Here is a 16,450-nt window from a genome sequence, read left to right on the forward strand (position 1 = left end):
CACGATGCTGAGAAAGCTATCTCACAAGACGGTGGCGATCCTCGCCACCGTCGCGGTGCTGACGGTCGCGCTTGCGGCGACCGTTCGTGCCGCCGATGATTCAACCGGCAATCCCGTGCAGGCGCAGATCGACCACGGCAAGTCGACCTATGCGGAGAAATGCTCGCACTGCCACGGCCCCAACATGATGAACCCCGGCACCATCACGCCGGACCTGCGCGCCTTCCCCGACGACAAGACGCGCTTCGTCACCACCGTGAAGAACGGCAAGAACAACAGGATGCCACCCTGGGCCGACATTCTCAGCGACGAGGAGATCGGGAATCTCTGGGCCTTCATCTCGAGCCGGAGAAAACCATGAGGCGCTGGCTGGCCGTGTGGGGCATTGCCGCGATCCTCGCGGCGGCGACTACGACCGCGCGCGCGACTGACGACCCGCTGAAGATTTGTCTCGACGAGGACCGGCCACCGCTGTCGGTGCACCACAAGGGCAAGCCGGACTCGGGTTTCGACGTGCTGCTGGCGCAAGCGATCGCCGACCGGCTCGGACGGCCGCTGACGATCCAGTGGTTCGAGAGCAAGCTGGACGAGGATTCGAGCCCGCAGCTCGAGGCCAATGCGCTGCTGTCCGACGGGCGCTGCTCGCTCGTCGGCAGCTACGCGCTGACGACGGACTCCCTCGTCAAGCCCGGCATGAAAACGGCGCGCCTGCCGGATTTTGCAGGCGCCACGCGCGACGACAGGCGCCGCCGCGTCGCGCTCGGCGTGCTCGCGCCAAGCCAGCCCTATGTCTACTCGCCGATGACGGTCGTGCTCGGACCGAAGGCGCGGGGTCGCAAGATCGACGACATTGGCGACCTCGCCGGCCTGCGCCTCGTGATCGAGAGCGGCTCGCTCGGCGATGCGATCCTCATGACCTTCGACAAGGGGCGCCTGATCGACGACATCACGCATCTCGTCCCCGGGCGCGATGATCTCCTCGGTGCACTTGCCCGCGGCGACTATGACGCGACGCTGATCGACCTCGGCCGCCTCGACGCCCATCGCGCTACGCACCCCGATACGGCGATCACCGCGTCCGGCTACTACTATCCGATCGGCGCCAATCGCGGCTATGTCGGGCTGGTCAGCGATCCCGCGCTGATCGACGCCGTCAACAAGGCGCTGAGCGGGCTTACCGCCGAGGGCAAGATCGCCGAATTCGGCAGGCAGGCGGGGCTGACCTATCTGCCGCCGCGTGAGCCTGCGATCCTCGGCGACGTCTGGATGAAGATCATTCAGCGGTGACCGGAGCGTCCGGCTCCCGGAATGACGGATAAAGTGGTCGGCGATGGGCCCGCTACAACCATGGCTGGCTCGGCGACATTCTGCACCCTATGATGCCGCCGTTTTCATACGGTCCTTTGGTGGCATCGTGAATCCTTCCGCCGCAAGCCTGCGCGACCTCCTCGCCCGGGAAATCAAGACCGGCGAGCTGGTGCGGGCGCTGATCGTCGTCGGCCCGATGGTCGCCGCCTATTTCATCGCGCGCGAGACGGCGCTGCTGAATCTCGGATTGATCGCGGTCTCGTTGCTCATTCCCGCACTCAGGCTGCACCTGCCGCCGAAAGTCGTCGCGTGGCATTATCTCGCCATCCTCCTCACCTTTGCCGCGCTGTTCCTCGCGAGCCCGATCAAGCCGCTATTCGCAGTGCTGACGGCGCTTGCCGGATTCCTTGCGGTCGCGGTAACGCGCTATGGCGAACATTTCCGCACGCTCGGGAATTGGGTGTTCATCCCCGCCGTGTATCTTGCCTGCGAGGTGCGGGAGGGCGTGAGCGCCTCGGAAGCCCTGCGCCATGCCGGCATGATCATCGTGTCCTCTCCGATCGCGCTGGCTCTGGTCTGCGCCATCCGGATTTACGACCGGCGACGGTGCGGCGATGCCGCGAGTTCGTTCGGACCACCCGCGGCCGAGTGGTTTGCGCCCGCGGGGGCAACCGCCCTTGCGGTGTTCACTGCGGCGGCGCTGGTCGAGATCCTCGATCTCGCGCAGGGCCAATGGGTGATGTGGTCGGCCGCAAGCGTCGTGGTCGGCGATCTCGCCGCTTCGACCGGCAAGCTGAAGCAGCGGGCGATCGGCGCCGTCGCCGGCGTGCCGCTCGGTTTCCTTGCCGGCATGGTTCTGCCGCAAAGCCGGGTCGGCTATGCGCTCGCGGTTCTCGCGGCCACCCTCACGCTGATCTCGTTCTCCCGCTACATCGTCGGCTTCGGCCTGCGCTGCTTCTTCATCGCGCTGGCCGCTTCCTTCGCCGGCAGCGCCAGCGGCATCGCGGAGGAGCGCATCGTCAACGTGCTGATCGGCGGCAGCTTCGGCTTGCTTGCGGTAGCGCTGACCGAAATCGTCTGGCTACGTGTCATGCGAAAAGTGCGATTGTCCGGATGACGCGCGAATAGGCACAGCGCGACCCTTCGAATGCGCCAATCTGTCTCGCCTGCCGCCCATGGCAGAGACGACCCGATGCAGTACCGTCGGTGACAATCCGGGAGAGAATCATGTCCGCAAAACTCGATCGCCGCCACTTCATCGCCGCCGGCACCAGCACACTCGCGATGCCTTTCGTCTCGCGCGGCGCCTCGGCGCAAGCTGCGTGGCCATCGCGGCAGATCCGCATGATTTGCAGCTATCCCGCCGGCGGACAGACCGATCTGCTCGCGCGCGCCTATGGTGAATTCATTTCCAAGCAGGTCGGAAAGACCGTCGTCGTCGAGAACAAGCCCGGTGCCGCGGGCGCGATCGGGACGGCGGAGGTCGCCCGCGCGGAGCCCGACGGCCACACCATCCTGTGTTCGATCTCGACCACCTACATCATGAACCGGGTTGTGATGAAGACTCCGGGCTACGACATGGACAAGGATTTGACGCTCGTCAGCGTCATTCCGGGCGCCGGCCTCCTGCTGGTGGCGAACCCGAAAACCGGCGTCAAGACGCTGGAGGATTTCGTCGCCTTTGCGCGCAAGAGCGGCAAGGTCAACTTCGGCACCTATAGCGCGGGCTCGGCCCCGCATATGACGGTCCACGAACTCAACAAGCAGTATGGCCTTGCCATCGAGCCGATCCACTATCGCGGCGAAGCCCCGATGTGGACGGGCATGCTGGAAGGTACGCTCGATGTGGCCATGGGCAGCTACACGGCAGCGCAATCGGTTTTGCAGAGCGACCGTGGCACCGTGTTCGCGGTGCATTCGAAGAAGGTCGACGCGATCCCTGATATCAAGACCCTCCCCGAGCAGGGCGCGACGTCGAAATTCTTCACCGTCAGCGGCTTCTCCGGTTGGGCCGTGCCGAAAGCGACACCGCAGCCGGTTGTCGACCGCCTGGCAGAGCTTTGCGTGGCTGCCAACGGCGATCCGAAGGTGAAGGAGGTGCTCAACACGTTCGTGCTCGAACCCGCGATCGGCTTCAACGAAACCAACGCGCTGTATCGGCGCGAGCTGCCGATCTGGATCGAGAGCGCGCGGTCGCTCGGCCTTGAGCCCGCCTGAACCGCGAGGCAAGACGCCCTTCGCGGCGCGGCATCCGATCAAAGCCTGGTGCCGGAAACGTATTTTCCCGCTATGATTGTGCGACGCTGGCGGGAAGGTCTCGCCGGCGCGGACGAGAAAGGCCGATCCCATGACACCGGATGGCGTCGCCGTAGCCGTCATGATCATCCTGCTCTTTCCGATGGGCTATTTCACGCTGGCGTCTCCGGCCTTCCTGCTGGTGAGGCTAGATATCCAGCCCGTCGCCCAGCTTTTGCGCGGAATGTTCAATGCCCATTTTCTGGTGATGCGCGTTGCCGGAATCATCGGAGCGGTCGCTTTCCTGCTCGACGGTCGTCTGGTCGCCGCAATGGGCGTCGGCCTCCTTGCAGCCTTGGCGATCTACGGACGCCGCGGGTTCATGCAACGGATGGACGAACAGCTCAGCGCCAGGGACGCCGGCGATGCCGAGGCCCCGCGCCGGCTGCGCCGGCTCCATTGGAGCGGAATGCTGGGCAATGCGGTGCTGCTCGCCGCTCTCCTGACAAGCATTCCCTACATCGCCATATCGGCGTGAGAGACATCGCGGGCGCGTGAGGGTCAACCGTCGTCGTCGACGCCGAACCTGGCGTTTGCCTAGTGCTCGTCCGCCGCAACCGCGCCCTGTTGCGCCTTGTGGATCGAGGACGGCACCACGCCGAAATATTTCCGGAACACCCGGCTGAAATGCGATGAGCTGGAGAAGCCCCAGGAGAACGCGACGTCGGTTATGGTCTTGCCGGCGTGGGCCTCGAGCTCCTGGCGGCAATTCTGAAGACGCGCCTGCCAGATGTAGTCGCTCACCGTGGTGCCGCGCTCCGAGAACAGCATGTGCAGATAGCGCTTGGAGCAGCCGAGCTCGCCGGAAATCTGGTCGATGCACAGATCCGGATCGCGCAAATGCTCGCGGATGAAGAACTGCGCGCGCACATAGGTCGCTTCGGGCCCGACGCGATCGAGCATCGTGTCGGCCTCGCGCAGCGGCAGCAGCAAGAGGTCGATCAGCGAATCGGCCACGCCGACCGCACTGTTCGCCGACAGCTTGGCCGCCTCGTCGAAGGTCGCATGCACGAAATCATGGGCGATGCGCCCCGTCCCCGTGCGTGAGGTCAATTTGCAGGCGGGCATTCGCTGCGACGGGAATCCGCGGTCGCGCAGCAGCGCCTTCGGCACGATCACCACGTCGTGGCGCGTGAAAGCGGGGCTGATGATCGAATGCGGACAGGAGACGTCATAGGCAATGATGTCGCCCGGGTTCAGCTCGATGTGGCGGCCTTCCTGCTCGAAATAAGACACACCGTAAGTCTGGAAGTGGATCTTGATATACGGGTGTTCATTGGCCTTGGCGCGCGCCAGCGTGTGCGCGATGCGATGCTGGCTGACCTCGATCTGGCAGAGCTTCAGGCGCGAGACGCTGGTGTAGTCGATGCGGCCCTCGAGCGAGGACGCTTCGAGCGGATCGACGTCGAAATGCCCACACAGGCTGGTCAGCCCGTCGATCCAGCTTTGGATCTGACGTTTCGGCGTCATTCCCGTCGTCGAGAGCGTGTGAATCGTGTCGGACATTAATCCAGCCACTGGTTTGATCCGGAGATTTGACGCGAATCGCGAGCCGCGCTGCCGGAGCCCTGAACCGTGATTGCGTGACGTTTACCTCGATTTTGAGCGATCTTCTAGAACGAGCGCCATCGTTCCATTGCCACCCTTGAAAGTTAATCCTCCGCCTTAGTTGCAGCGCCGTCAAGGGGAACCTGAGCGTTGAAGGCGCTCCCAAAGCGTTGAGGAAGCCGCTGAATTCGCTACTGCAAAATCAAAAACTTCCGACCCGTGCGCTGTCAAGCAAACCAGCTTCTCTCTTGGGCAAGTTTCCCGATAACGAAGTCGTTAGGGATTGTATCAGGAACAACAAGAACGGGCCGCTCCGCACGTGGACCCGTGGCTCTCATCAGGAGGAGGAAACACCACAGCATCGTTTCTGGTCCCAATCGTGACCGCCCTGCACGAGCAGACGCCGGACGAAAAGCCCGGCGATTAGCAATGCTTCGGAAAAAATAAACGAGACCAATGGAGGAATGACTATGCGCAAGGTACTACTCGCGGCCTATCTCGGCTCCGCGGCGGCTCTCGCCGTCGGCAGCGCGTCGGCCAACGACGAAGTGCTCAAGATGTCGCAGAACCCGAAAGACTGGGTGATGCCGACGGGCGACTATGCCAACACCCGCTATTCCAAGCTGAACCAGATCAACGCACAAAACGTAGGCAAGCTCCAGGTGGCCTGGACCTTCTCGACTGGCGTGCTGCGCGGCCACGAAGGCGGCCCGCTGATCATCGGCAACATGATGTACGTCCACACGCCGTTCCCGAACAAGGTCTATGCTATTGACCTTTCCAACGAGAACAAGATCGTCTGGAAGTACGAGCCGAAGCAGGATCCGAATGTCATCCCGGTGATGTGCTGCGATACGGTCAACCGCGGTTTGGCCTATGGCGACGGCAAGATCTTCCTGCATCAGGCCGACACCACGCTCGTCGCGCTCGATGCCAAGAGCGGTCAGGTGGCATGGACCGCGAAGAACGGCGACGCCAGCAAGGGCGAGACCGGCACTTCGGCTCCCATGGTCGTCAAGGACAAGGTGCTGATCGGTATCTCTGGCGGCGAGTTCGGTGTTCAGGCGCATATGACCGCCTACGACATCAAAACCGGCAAGCTGGCGTGGCGTGGCTACTCGGAAGGGCCGGATAACCAGATTCTAGTCGACGCCGAGAAGACCACCGCGCTCGGCAAGCCGGTCGGCAAGGACTCCAGTCTCAAGACCTGGCAAGGCGATCAGTGGAAGATCGGTGGCGGCGCCACCTGGGGCTGGATCTCCTACGATCCCGAGCTGAATCTCGTCTACTACGGATCGGGCAATCCCTCGACCTGGAACCCCAAACAGCGTCCCGGCGACAACAAATGGTCGATGACGATTTGGGCTCGCAACCCGGATACTGGCGTTGCCAAGTGGGTCTATCAGATGACGCCCCACGACGAGTGGGACTATGACGGCGTCAACGAGATGATCCTCTCGGACCAGGCCATCAACGGCCAGCCGCGCAAGCTGCTGACGCACTTCGATCGTAACGGCCTCGGCTACACGCTCGATCGCGTCACCGGCGAGCTCCTGGTCGCTGAAAAGTACGATCCGAAGGTGAACTGGACCTCCGGCGTCGACATGGACAAGAACTCGCCGACCTACGGCCGCCCGAAGGTGCTCGACGCAGCTTCGACCGACAAGGCGGGCGAGGACCACAACGTGAAGGGCATCTGCCCGGCCGCGCTCGGCACCAAGGACGAGCAGCCGGCAGCCTACTCGCCGGACACGCAGCTGTTCTACGTTCCGACCAACCACGTCTGCATGGACTACGAACCGTTCAAGGTGAGCTACACCGCGGGCCAGCCCTATGTGGGTGCGACGCTCTCGATGTATCCGCCGCAGGGTGAAACCCACATGGGCAATTTCATCGCTTGGGACGGCAAGACCGGCAAGATCGTCTGGTCGAACAAGGAGCAGTTCTCGGTCTGGTCGGGTGCGCTCGCAACCGCAGGCAACGTGGTGTTCTACGGAACGCTCGAAGGCTACCTGAAGGCAGTCGACGCCAAGACCGGCAAGGAGCTCTACAAGTTCAAGACTCCCTCCGGCATCATCGGCAACGTCACCACCTATGAGAACGGCGGCAAGCAGTATATCGCAGTGCTCTCCGGCGTGGGTGGCTGGGCCGGCATCGGTCTGGCCGCAGGCCTGACCGATCCGACCGCCGGTCTCGGCGCAGTCGGTGGCTACGCGGCGCTCAGCAACTACACGGCACTCGGCGGTACGCTGACCGTGTTCTCGCTGCCCAACTAGACCTCTCAGCATCGCTCCGGCGCGTGGATCAACTCCACGCGCCGGCTCGTCTCACCGAAGGCCTTCCGAGGAAAATCTCTTGCGTAAAATCTGCTCTGCCATTGCTGCGATGTTCTTGGTCGCGTCCGGGGAAATTGCCGTCGCGGACGGCTCAGGTGACCCGACCGCCGTCAAGCAGAACGAAACCGGCGAATGGTCCGACAAGGAAGGCAACCCGACCTACAAGATCACTGACGGATCCGTCGACTGGTACACCTATTCCGGATACCGCCGCTATCACTCGGACTGCCATGTGTGTCACGGCCCGGATGGCATGGGCTCGACCTACGCCCCGGCGCTCAAGGATTCGCTGAAGACGATGAGCTATGCCGACTTTCTCGGCGTCGTCGCCTCCGGCCGCAAGAACATCTCGACTGCCGCAGAGAACGTGATGCCGGCCTTCGGCGATAACCCGAACGTCGCCTGCTACATGGACGATCTCTACGTCTATCTGCGCGCCCGCTCCAACGAGGCCTGGGGCCGCACAAGACCCGGCAAGCACGAGGACAAGAACGACGCCTATACCAAGAACGAAGATTCGTGCATGGGCAAGAAGTGAACGTGCGGAGCCCGACCAGGACCTGATTCCTGGCGCCCTGCTGGAATTTGAGGAGTTTAAGATGAAGACACGTGCCGCCGTCGCTTTCGAAGCCAAGAAGCCGCTCGAGATCGTCGAAGTCGATCTGGAAGGACCAAAGGTCGGCGAAGTCCTGGTCGAGATCAAGGCGACGGGCATCTGCCATACCGACGCCTACACGCTCGATGGCTTCGACAGCGAGGGAATTTTCCCGTCGATCCTGGGGCATGAGGGCGCGGGCATCATCCGCGAGATCGGTCCTGGCGTGACCTCGGTGAAGCCGGGCGACCATGTCATCCCGCTCTACACGCCGGAATGCCGGCAATGCAAAAGCTGCCTTAGCCAGAAGACCAATCTCTGCACCGCGATCCGCGCGACGCAGGGCAAGGGCGTGATGCCCGACGGTACCAGCCGCTTCTCCTACAAGGGCAAGCCGATCTACCACTACATGGGCTGCTCGACCTTCTCGAACTTCACTGTGCTGCCGGAGATCGCGGTCGCCAAGATCCGCGAGGACGCGCCGTTCGACAAGAGCTGCTACATCGGCTGCGGCGTCACCACCGGCGTCGGTGCCGTCGTCAACACCGCCAAGGTCGAGCCGGGCTCCAACGTGGTCGTGTTCGGCCTCGGCGGCATCGGCCTGAACGTGATCCAGGGCGCCAAGATGGCTGGCGCGGACAAGATCATCGGCGTCGACATCAACGACTCCAAGGAGGAATGGGGACGCCGGTTCGGCATGACCGATTTCGTCAATCCCAAGAAGATCACCGGCGACATCGTCCCGCATCTCGTGACCCTGACCGACGGCGGCGCCGACTACACCTTCGACTGCACCGGCAACACCACAGTGATGCGCCAGGCGCTGGAAGCCTGCCATCGTGGCTGGGGGACCTCGATCATCATCGGCGTTGCCGAATCCGGCAAGGAGATCGCGACCCGCCCGTTCCAGCTCGTCACCGGGCGAAACTGGCGCGGCACCGCCTTCGGCGGCGCGCGGGGCCGCACCGACGTGCCGAAGATCGTCGACTGGTACATGAACGGAAAGATCCAGATCGACCCGATGATTACCCACACGCTCAAGCTCGAAGACATCAACAAAGGCTTCGACTTGATGCATGAGGGTAAATCGATCCGTTCAGTCGTCGTGTTCTAGCTCGAAAAGCGTCACCCCAAGGAGGATCGACCCATGACTGTTGCACTCCATCCCTCGATCGATAACGGCATCAAACAGGGCAGCGGCAGCTTCGCCGGCGGCACACTCGCCTGCAAATGCAGCGACCATCAGGTCAAGGTCGCCGTCAAGGGCGACGTCGCGCATAACCATGCCTGTGGCTGCACCAAGTGCTGGAAACCGCAGGGCGCGAATTTCTCCGTCGTCGCCGTGGTACCCCGCCAGAACGTCACCGTGCTCGAGAACGGCGACAAGCTCCAGATCGTCGATCCGTCGGCGGTGATCCAGCGCTACGCCTGCAAGGCCTGCGGCACGCACATGTACGGCCGCATTGAGAACAAGGGTCACCCGTTCTACGGCCTCGACTTCATCCACCCTGAACTGTTCCAGGAACAGGGTTCGCAGGCGCCGCAATTCGCCGCCTTCGTCTCGTCGGTGATCGAATCGGGCGTGAAGCCGGAGCAGATGGGCGCAATACGGGCTCGGTTCAAAGAGCTCGGACTTGAGCCCTATGACTGCCTGTCGCCGGCGCTAATGGACGCGATCGCAACCCATGTAGCGAAGGCCAAGGCCGCCTGAGCAAAGGCCGCCTAGGCAAAAGGCCGCCTGACGTTTGCCGCGCCCCGCCCGCTCGCTGGTTCCACCACACCCAGCGAGCGGACGGAGCCGGCCCGGGACAATCGCGGCGATGCCGCCGCTTCTCGATTGCGCTTGTGTGGGGGCCGCGAGCTCCCTCAGTCCTGGTCTCTGAATGACTGCGCAGGGCTGCCGGCTTCCTGCTTGAAGTCCGCTGCGCCTGCGTTTCTCCCTCCCTCGACTGAGGCATCCTGCTTCGTCCGAACAGGTCTTCTGGCGGACGAAGCTTTTTTAGTGTGCCCATCTCGAGAGGCGCGCGGCGTGATGCGGCGCCCTGCTTTTGACAAACCTTCGTTGCAATCTTTTCCCATCGAGAACAGCTGACTAGAGAACACTTGGCTGTGAATGCTAGACCGAAGCGATCCTTGCTAAGATCGCGACGTGACGATGCCGCGCGAATTCAATAATCAAGAACAAGACGGGAGGTATCGAACACATCCGGACATGACATTGGCATTCCTGATTCCTGCCGGGATCTGCCCGCGCGGGATGACCGCTGGAATGCGACGCCGCACAGCGGACATTGCACCGACCGGCATCTGGAAAATCTGAAATCAACAAGCTTATGAAGAGCGAGGGACGATCATGATCAAGGTGAAGATCAACGGCCAGGAACAGAGCTGGGACGGCGACCCGGATCTCCCGCTACTCTGGTTCCTGCGCGATGAGGCCGGGCTGACCGGCACCAAGTTCGGCTGTGGCCAGGCCCTGTGCGGCGCCTGCACCGTCATCGTCGACAAGGAAGCCGTGCGCGCTTGCATCACGTCGATCAACGACGTCGCCGGCCGCGAGGTCACGACGATCGAGGGACTGCATCCGAACGGCGATCACCCGGTGCAGAAGGCCTGGCGGCAGGTCAACGTTCCTCAATGCGGCTTCTGCCAGGCAGGCCAGATCATGCAGGCGGCTGCGCTGCTGATGGAGAACCCAAAGCCGTCGCACGACCAGATCCGCGAAGCGATGTCCGGCAACATCTGCCGGTGCGGCTGCTACCAGCGCATCGAGAATGCGGTCCATCTCGCATCGACGGGAGTGTGACATGAATTTCATCGACAACCCGAAGAAGCTTCGTGGCTTCGAGAAGAACATCAAGGTCGAGAAGGTTTCGCGCCGCAGCATCCTGAAGGGGCTCGGCATCACCGGCGGCTTCGTGCTCGCGGCGCCCGTGATGTCGCGCCAGGCGTTCGCCTACGAGACCGGCGCCGGCAAGATGCCGCACGGCGTCGTGGTCGATCCGCGCGTATTCGTCGCGGTCGCACCCGACGGCACCGTCACCATCCTCGCCCACCGCGCCGAAATGGGCACCGGCGTGCGCACCAGCCTGCCGCTGATCGTGGCCGAGGAGATGGAAGCCGACTGGGCGCGGGTCAAGGTGGAACAGGCCCATGGCGACGAGGTCAAGTTCGGCAACCAGGACACCGACGGCTCGCGCAGCACGCGGCACTATTTGATGCCGATGCGCCAGATCGGTGCCTCCGCCCGCACCATGCTGGAGCAAGCCGCCGCGAAACGCTGGGGTGTGCCGGCAACCGAGGTCAAGGCCGTCAATCACGAGGTCGTCCACAGCGCGACGAGCCGCAAGCTTGGCTTCGGCGAGCTCGCAGCCGATGCCGCCAAGGAATCGGTGCCGAGCATCGAAGGGCTCAAGCTGAAGGACCCCAAGGACTTCCGCTATCTCGGCAAGGGCCAGATCGGCATCGTCGATCTCCACGACATCACCACCGGCAAGGCGCGTTACGGCGCCGACGTGCGGCTGCCTGGCATGAAGTATGCCGTGATCGCGCGCCCGCCGGTGACCGGCGGCAAGCTGGTCAAGTTCGATCCGGACGCGGCGTTGAAGGTCCCCGGTGTCGAGAAGGTGATGCAGGTGCGCGGCTGGCCGTGGCCGTCGAAATTCCAGCCGCTCGGCGGCGTTGCCGTGATCGCGCGCAACACCGGCGCGGCGATCAAGGGCCGCGACGCGCTGAAGCTGACCTGGGACGACGGCGCCAACGGCAAATACGATTCCGTCGCCTACCGCAAGGAGCTCGAGGAGGCCTCGCGCAAGCCGGGTCTTGTGGTGCGCCAGGAAGGCGACGCCGAGGCTGCTCTGAAGGGCGCCGACAAGGTCGTCGTCGGCGAATATTATCTGCCGCATCTTGCCCATGTCAGCATGGAGCCACCGGTGGCAGTCGCCGACGTCAAGGGTGACAAGGCGGAGATCTGGGCGCCGGTGCAGAGCCCGGGCGGTACGCGCGAGGACGTCGCGAAGACGCTCGGCATTCCCGAGGGCAACGTCACGGTCAACGTCACGCTGCTCGGCGGCGGCTTCGGCCGCAAGTCGAAATGCGACTTCGCGCTCGAGGCCGCGCTGCTGTCGAAGGAGCTCGGCGTGCCCGTCAAGGTGCAGTGGACGCGCGAGGACGACGTTCGCCACGATTTCCTGCACACGGTCTCCGTGGAACGGATCGAGGCGGGGCTCGACAAGAGCGGAAAAGTGGTCGCTTGGCGCCATCGCAGCGTGGCCCCGAGCATCGGCTCGACGTTTGCGGCAGGTGCAAAGCACCAGGCGCCTTTCGAGCTCGGCATGGGCCTCGTCGACATGCCCTTCGAGATCGCCAACATCTCCTGCGAGAACCCCGAGGCCGCGGCGTTCACCCGCATCGGCTGGTACCGCTCGGTCTCGAACATCCCGCGCGCGTTTGCGGTCCAGTCGATGGTGGGCGAGATCGCCCATGCGACCGGCCGCGACCAGAAGGAGACGCTGCTCGCGCTGATCGGCAGCCCGCGCATCGTCAAGCCTGCTGTGAAGGACATGTGGAACTACGGCGAGCCCTTGGACAGCTATCCGATCGACACCGCGCGCCTGCGCAAGGTGGTCGAGCTGGTCGCCGAGAAGGGCGAATGGGGCCGTCAAGTGCCGAAAGGCCATGGCCTCGGCATCGCCGTGCACCGCAGCTTCGTCAGCTATATCGCGACCATCGTCGAGGTGGCCGTCGACGACAAGGGCAAGCTGACGGTGCCGCGGGTGGACACCGCCATCGACTGCGGCACCTATGTCAACCCCGAGCGCATCGCCTCCCAGATCGAGGGCGCGGCGATCATGGGGCTCAGTCTCGCCAAATACGGCGAGATCACCTTCAAGGACGGCAAGGTGCAGCAGAAGAACTTCGACGACTTCCAGGTCCTCAGGATCGACGAATCCCCTGCGGTGACCAACGTCTACATCGTGCCGCCAGGACCCGACACGCCGCCGAGCGGCGTGGGCGAGCCCGGCGTCCCGCCATTCGCGCCGGCGCTGATGAACGCCATCTTCGCCGCGACCGGAAAGCGCGTCCGCAGCCTTCCGCTCGGCAAGCAATTGGAAGCGTAAAGGCGGGAACACAAGGCGGCCTCGCGCCGTTTGCATCGATCTGACAGGAGCAGATCGATGACCCATATCTCAAAGGCGCTCGCAGTCCCGTTGCTGTCGAGCGCCTTTCTTTTGACGGCCACTGGCGCATACGCCCAGAGCAACACCGCGCCGCCGACCACCGCGACGCGCCCCAGCACGCCGGACCAGAACTCTCTCCCTAACACCAATGCCACGCCGCCCTCGACCAGCCAGACCACCGGGCAGCACAATCCCGATCCCAAGGTTCGCGAGATGAACCAGAAGGCAAAGGACAAGGTCGAGCGCGAGGGGAAGTAGCGATCTGCGCATCGGCATTTTGACGCCGTGATTATCGGCTCTACTTCTTCGCCGAAGCGCATCGATACGCCCTCTCCCCTTGCGGGAGAGGGCAGCGACGCCGGTTGCCACGACCCCGCTTGGGTGAGGGGTATGCCTGCGCGGGTCTCGCATATTGAGATGCGCGGATAGAACCCCTCATCCGGCGCTTCGCGCCACCTTCTCCGCAAGGGGAGAAGGGACAACGCCGACGCAAAATGCGGCGGACGTTGCCGTCCGCCGCATTTGCCCCCTGACACTCCGCTTCTTTCGATCCGCCAGCGGAGCTTACTTCTTCAGCGCGAACACCCAGATCACGCCGCCCTGCGGCACGTTGGCTTCGATGCCGATATCGTTGGTCACGAGTGCATCCTGGATGCGCTGCGCATCCACGCCCCATCCCGACTGGATCGCGATGTATTGCGTGCCGTCGATCTCATAGGACACCGGCATGCCCATGATGCCGGAGTTGGTCTTCTGCTCCCAGAGCAGCTCGCCGGACTCCGCGTTGAAGGCGCGGAAGTTGCGGTCGTTGGTGCCGCCCACGAAGACGAGATCGCCTGCGGTCGCCGTCACCGATCCGAACAGCTGCGACTTGGGGAAGTTGTGCTGCCACACCTTCTTGCCCGTGGCAGGATCCCAAGCCTGGAGCTCGCCGAAATGATCGGCACCCGGCTTCGTCTTCAGGCCGATGTCCTCCGGCTTGGTGCCGAGCCAGAGCTCGCCGGGCTTGAGCGGAACCTTCTCGCCGGTGAACCCGCCGCAGAAATTCTCGTTGGCGGGCACGTAGACGAGGCCGGTCTTCTGGCTGTAGGCCGCCGACGGCCAATCCTTGCCGCCCCACAGCGACGGACAGAACTCCACGCGCTTGCCGACCATCGGCTTGTGCGCGGGATCGACGATCGGCCTGCCGCTCTCGGCGTCGATGCCCTTCCAGACGTCGGTGGAGACGAACGGCCAGCCGGCGACGTAGTTGATTTTGGTCGGTGTGCGCTCGAGTATCCAGAAGATCGCATCGCGTCCCGGATGGACCAGGCTCTTGATGTTGCGACCGTCGCGTTGCAGGTCGATCAACATCGGCGCTTCGACCTCGTCCCAGTCCCAGGAATCGTTCTGGTGATACTGGTGATAGGTCTTGATCTTGCCGGTGTTCGGATCGAGCGCGAGCACGGAGGAGGTATAGAGATTGTCGCCGGGATGCATCTCGCCGGGCCACGGCGCGGCGTTGCCGACGCCCCAATAGATCGTCTTGGTGTCCTTGTCGTAATTGCCGGTCATCCAGGCCGAGCCGCCGCCGTTCTTCCAATCCTCGCCCTGCCAGGTGTCGTGGCCGGGTTCGCCTTCGCCGGGAATGGTATAGGTCCGCCACAGCTCCTTGCCGTCCTTGGCATCATAGGCGGCGACATAGCCGCGCACGCCGAACTCGCCGCCGGAGCCACCCACGATGACCTTGCCGTCGACGATCAGCGGCATCAGGGTCATGTACTGGCCCTTCTTGTAGTCCTGCACCTTGGTGTCCCACACCACCTTGCCGGTCTTGGCGTCGAGCGCGACGACATGGTCGTCGGTGGTGGCAAGATAGAGCTTGTCCTCCCAGAGGCCGACGCCGCGGCTGGTCGGATGCAGCTGGAATAGATCGTCGGGGAGCTGCCGCTTGTAGCGCCAATACTCGTCACCGGTCTTGGCGTTCAGCGCGATCACCTGCCCCATCGGGGTCGCAACGAACATCACGCCGTTGTTGACGATCGGCGGCGCTTCGTGACCTTCGACGACGCCGGTCGCGAAGGTCCAGACCGGGGTGAGGTTCTTAACATTCGAGGTGTTGATCTGGTCGAGCGGGCTGTAGCCCTGCCCGTCATAGGTCCGCCGGTAAAGCATCCAGTTGGCGGGCTCCGGGTTTTCCAACCGCTGCGCCGTGACCGGCGCGTAGTTCTCGACCGGGCCTGATATGGCGGCGGTCGAGGCAAGACATGTGAAGGCGACGAAGCCGGACAGTAACCACTGCTTCCTGGTCATGGCGTTCCCCTTTTTTCATTCGTTTGAATTCTTGTTTTGAATTCTTGTCGTTCGTCCCGTCGTCCGCCCATCGGCGGATGCGGTCTCTCATGACGCGGGCACAACCCGCACGCCCATCATCCCGGCTGCGCGCCACCTACCTTTCCGACGAAGTTTCCGGCGACGCTGAGCGAGCCGTCAGCCAGCGCCAGCGGCAGCGCAGCGAGCCGTCGCGGCGCCGGCCCGAACACGACCTGCGCGCCCGCGCGAGGATCGTATTCGGAGTTGTGGCACATGCATTTGAGCACTTCCTTGTCACCGACATCGCTCTTCACCCACGCCGTGACGGGACAGCCGGCATGCGAGCAGATTGCCGAATAGGCGATGATGCCGTCGACAGCGCGCGCTTTCGTCTGCTCGTCGAGCTCCGCGGGGTCGAGCCGGATAATCAGGATCTCGTTGAGGCGCGAGGCGCTGCGCACGACCGATGTCTTCGGATCTTTCGGCCAGGCATGCACCGGCGGTCCGCCGGCCGACAGAGCGGCCGCGGTGACGGGCTTTCCCTCCTGATCGCCTTCGGAGAATACGAGCAGATCGCCCTTCTGAGGCCGCTCGTCGGAGCCGGGCGCATCCTCGCTCGCGTGGACCTGCGTGGAACAGGCGAGGCACGCCGTCGTGGCCAGCGCGCTCATCAACAGCGCCCGCCGGGTTTGCTCCGTGCACGCGTCAGCTTCGGATTCCGCTGTGTTGTCGGAGGATGAAGAGGATGGGTTGAACGATGCACGCGACATGTTCACAAGCAGGCGCTGGAACTCTGCCGAAAAAAAGGCAAAGATTTTTTCCCGCAGTGCATCACACGGTTATGCTCGCACTGATTGAACTCGAACACCCGCATTTTCGCGCGTTTTTTTAATTGC

16 protein-coding genes are annotated in these 16,450 nt (G+C 63.5%); 13 read left to right on the plus strand and 3 right to left on the minus strand.

From position 1 onward, the window contains the following. Positions 1-4: 4 nt before the first annotated feature. The 5 genes from AC0L3S_RS24790 to AC0L3S_RS24810 all read left to right on the plus strand — a co-directional run bounded on the left by AC0L3S_RS24790 (position 5) and on the right by AC0L3S_RS24810 (position 4,081). Positions 5-361 (plus strand): c-type cytochrome, encoded by a 357-nt coding sequence (locus tag AC0L3S_RS24790; protein WP_473264945.1) that lies wholly within the window; start codon positions 5-7, stop codon positions 359-361. Beyond that, positions 358-1,287 carry a substrate-binding periplasmic protein gene (locus AC0L3S_RS24795; RefSeq protein WP_473281876.1) on the plus strand — a complete coding sequence of 310 codons (930 nt, stop codon included), beginning with the start codon at positions 358-360 and terminating at the stop codon, positions 1,285-1,287. Before AC0L3S_RS24790 ends, AC0L3S_RS24795 begins: the two co-directional genes overlap by 4 nt. 127 nt (positions 1,288-1,414) lie before the next feature. Next, positions 1,415-2,425, plus strand: a complete 1,011-nt coding sequence (locus AC0L3S_RS24800) for an FUSC family protein (RefSeq protein WP_473281878.1) — start codon at positions 1,415-1,417, stop codon at positions 2,423-2,425. 110 nt (positions 2,426-2,535) lie between these two features. Continuing rightward, positions 2,536-3,525, plus strand: a complete 990-nt coding sequence (locus AC0L3S_RS24805; protein ID WP_473264949.1) for a Bug family tripartite tricarboxylate transporter substrate binding protein — start codon at positions 2,536-2,538, stop codon at positions 3,523-3,525. Positions 3,526-3,655: 130 nt separating this feature from the next. Next, entirely contained in the window at positions 3,656-4,081 is a 426-nt protein-coding gene (locus tag AC0L3S_RS24810) for a hypothetical protein (protein WP_473264950.1), read from the plus strand. Between the two features lie 59 nt (positions 4,082-4,140). On the opposite strand, the gene AC0L3S_RS24815 is transcribed toward AC0L3S_RS24810, so the two are convergent. Further along, entirely contained in the window at positions 4,141-5,109 is a 969-nt protein-coding gene (locus AC0L3S_RS24815) for a helix-turn-helix domain-containing protein (protein ID WP_007601369.1), read from the minus strand. A 512-nt stretch (positions 5,110-5,621) separates the two neighbouring features. Between AC0L3S_RS24815 and xoxF5 the strand changes: the two genes are divergently transcribed. The 8 genes from xoxF5 (at position 5,622) to AC0L3S_RS24855 (ending at position 13,520) form a co-directional block, all read left to right on the plus strand. After that, positions 5,622-7,427, plus strand: a complete 1,806-nt coding sequence (xoxF5, locus tag AC0L3S_RS24820) for a lanthanide-dependent methanol dehydrogenase XoxF5 (protein ID WP_473264951.1) — start codon at positions 5,622-5,624, stop codon at positions 7,425-7,427. Between the two features lie 109 nt (positions 7,428-7,536). Beyond that, on the plus strand, positions 7,537-8,025 hold the full coding sequence (locus AC0L3S_RS24825) for a c-type cytochrome, methanol metabolism-related (protein WP_473264977.1): 489 nt from the start codon (positions 7,537-7,539) through the stop codon (positions 8,023-8,025). Positions 8,026-8,086: 61 nt separating this feature from the next. After that, positions 8,087-9,196 carry an S-(hydroxymethyl)glutathione dehydrogenase/class III alcohol dehydrogenase gene (locus AC0L3S_RS24830; protein ID WP_027566533.1) on the plus strand — a complete coding sequence of 370 codons (1,110 nt, stop codon included), beginning with the start codon at positions 8,087-8,089 and terminating at the stop codon, positions 9,194-9,196. Between the two features lie 33 nt (positions 9,197-9,229). Further along, positions 9,230-9,793, plus strand: a complete 564-nt coding sequence (gene gfa, locus AC0L3S_RS24835) for an S-(hydroxymethyl)glutathione synthase (protein ID WP_473281880.1) — start codon at positions 9,230-9,232, stop codon at positions 9,791-9,793. A 438-nt stretch (positions 9,794-10,231) separates the two neighbouring features. Then, complete coding sequence (locus AC0L3S_RS24840) at positions 10,232-10,402, plus strand: hypothetical protein (protein ID WP_473281882.1); 171 nt, start codon at positions 10,232-10,234, stop codon at positions 10,400-10,402. 33 nt (positions 10,403-10,435) lie between these two features. After that, the gene (locus AC0L3S_RS24845) at positions 10,436-10,888 is read left to right on the plus strand and encodes a (2Fe-2S)-binding protein (RefSeq protein WP_473281884.1); all 453 of its coding nucleotides are present in this window, start codon (positions 10,436-10,438) and stop codon (positions 10,886-10,888) included. A gap of 1 nt (position 10,889) precedes the next feature. Further along, entirely contained in the window at positions 10,890-13,202 is a 2,313-nt protein-coding gene (locus AC0L3S_RS24850; protein WP_473281886.1) for a xanthine dehydrogenase family protein molybdopterin-binding subunit, read from the plus strand. Between the two features lie 57 nt (positions 13,203-13,259). Continuing rightward, entirely contained in the window at positions 13,260-13,520 is a 261-nt protein-coding gene (locus AC0L3S_RS24855; RefSeq protein ID WP_473281888.1) for a hypothetical protein, read from the plus strand. Between the two features lie 306 nt (positions 13,521-13,826). Here AC0L3S_RS24855 and AC0L3S_RS24860 read toward each other — a convergent pair whose 3' ends face one another. Further along, positions 13,827-15,554 (minus strand): methanol/ethanol family PQQ-dependent dehydrogenase, encoded by a 1,728-nt coding sequence (locus tag AC0L3S_RS24860; RefSeq protein WP_473281891.1) that lies wholly within the window; start codon positions 15,552-15,554, stop codon positions 13,827-13,829. 116 nt (positions 15,555-15,670) lie between these two features. Next, positions 15,671-16,324 carry a QcrA and Rieske domain-containing protein gene (locus AC0L3S_RS24865; protein ID WP_473281893.1) on the minus strand — a complete coding sequence of 218 codons (654 nt, stop codon included), beginning with the start codon at positions 16,322-16,324 and terminating at the stop codon, positions 15,671-15,673. Positions 16,325-16,450: the final 126 nt, after the last annotated feature.

This window comes from Bradyrhizobium sp. Ken01, assembly GCF_055807355.1.

Bases quoted from the DNA above. Each gene is read 5' to 3' on its own strand.
- AC0L3S_RS24805 (WP_473264949.1), top strand. From the start codon at position 2,536: ATGTCCGCAAAACTCGATCGCCGCCACTTCATCGCCGCCGGCACCAGC.
- AC0L3S_RS24815 (WP_007601369.1), bottom strand. From the start codon at position 5,109: ATGTCCGACACGATTCACACGCTCTCGACGACGGGAATGACGCCGAAA.
- xoxF5 (WP_473264951.1), top strand. From the start codon at position 5,622: ATGCGCAAGGTACTACTCGCGGCCTATCTCGGCTCCGCGGCGGCTCTC.
- AC0L3S_RS24860 (WP_473281891.1), bottom strand. From the start codon at position 15,554: ATGACCAGGAAGCAGTGGTTACTGTCCGGCTTCGTCGCCTTCACATGT.
- AC0L3S_RS24825 (WP_473264977.1), top strand. From the start codon at position 7,537: ATGTTCTTGGTCGCGTCCGGGGAAATTGCCGTCGCGGACGGCTCAGGT.
- AC0L3S_RS24795 (WP_473281876.1), top strand. From the start codon at position 358: ATGAGGCGCTGGCTGGCCGTGTGGGGCATTGCCGCGATCCTCGCGGCG.
- AC0L3S_RS24850 (WP_473281886.1), top strand. From the start codon at position 10,890: ATGAATTTCATCGACAACCCGAAGAAGCTTCGTGGCTTCGAGAAGAAC.
- AC0L3S_RS24810 (WP_473264950.1), top strand. From the start codon at position 3,656: ATGACACCGGATGGCGTCGCCGTAGCCGTCATGATCATCCTGCTCTTT.
- AC0L3S_RS24855 (WP_473281888.1), top strand. From the start codon at position 13,260: ATGACCCATATCTCAAAGGCGCTCGCAGTCCCGTTGCTGTCGAGCGCC.
- AC0L3S_RS24845 (WP_473281884.1), top strand. From the start codon at position 10,436: ATGATCAAGGTGAAGATCAACGGCCAGGAACAGAGCTGGGACGGCGAC.
- AC0L3S_RS24790 (WP_473264945.1), top strand. From the start codon at position 5: ATGCTGAGAAAGCTATCTCACAAGACGGTGGCGATCCTCGCCACCGTC.
- AC0L3S_RS24830 (WP_027566533.1), top strand. From the start codon at position 8,087: ATGAAGACACGTGCCGCCGTCGCTTTCGAAGCCAAGAAGCCGCTCGAG.
- AC0L3S_RS24865 (WP_473281893.1), bottom strand. From the start codon at position 16,324: ATGTCGCGTGCATCGTTCAACCCATCCTCTTCATCCTCCGACAACACA.
- gfa (WP_473281880.1), top strand. From the start codon at position 9,230: ATGACTGTTGCACTCCATCCCTCGATCGATAACGGCATCAAACAGGGC.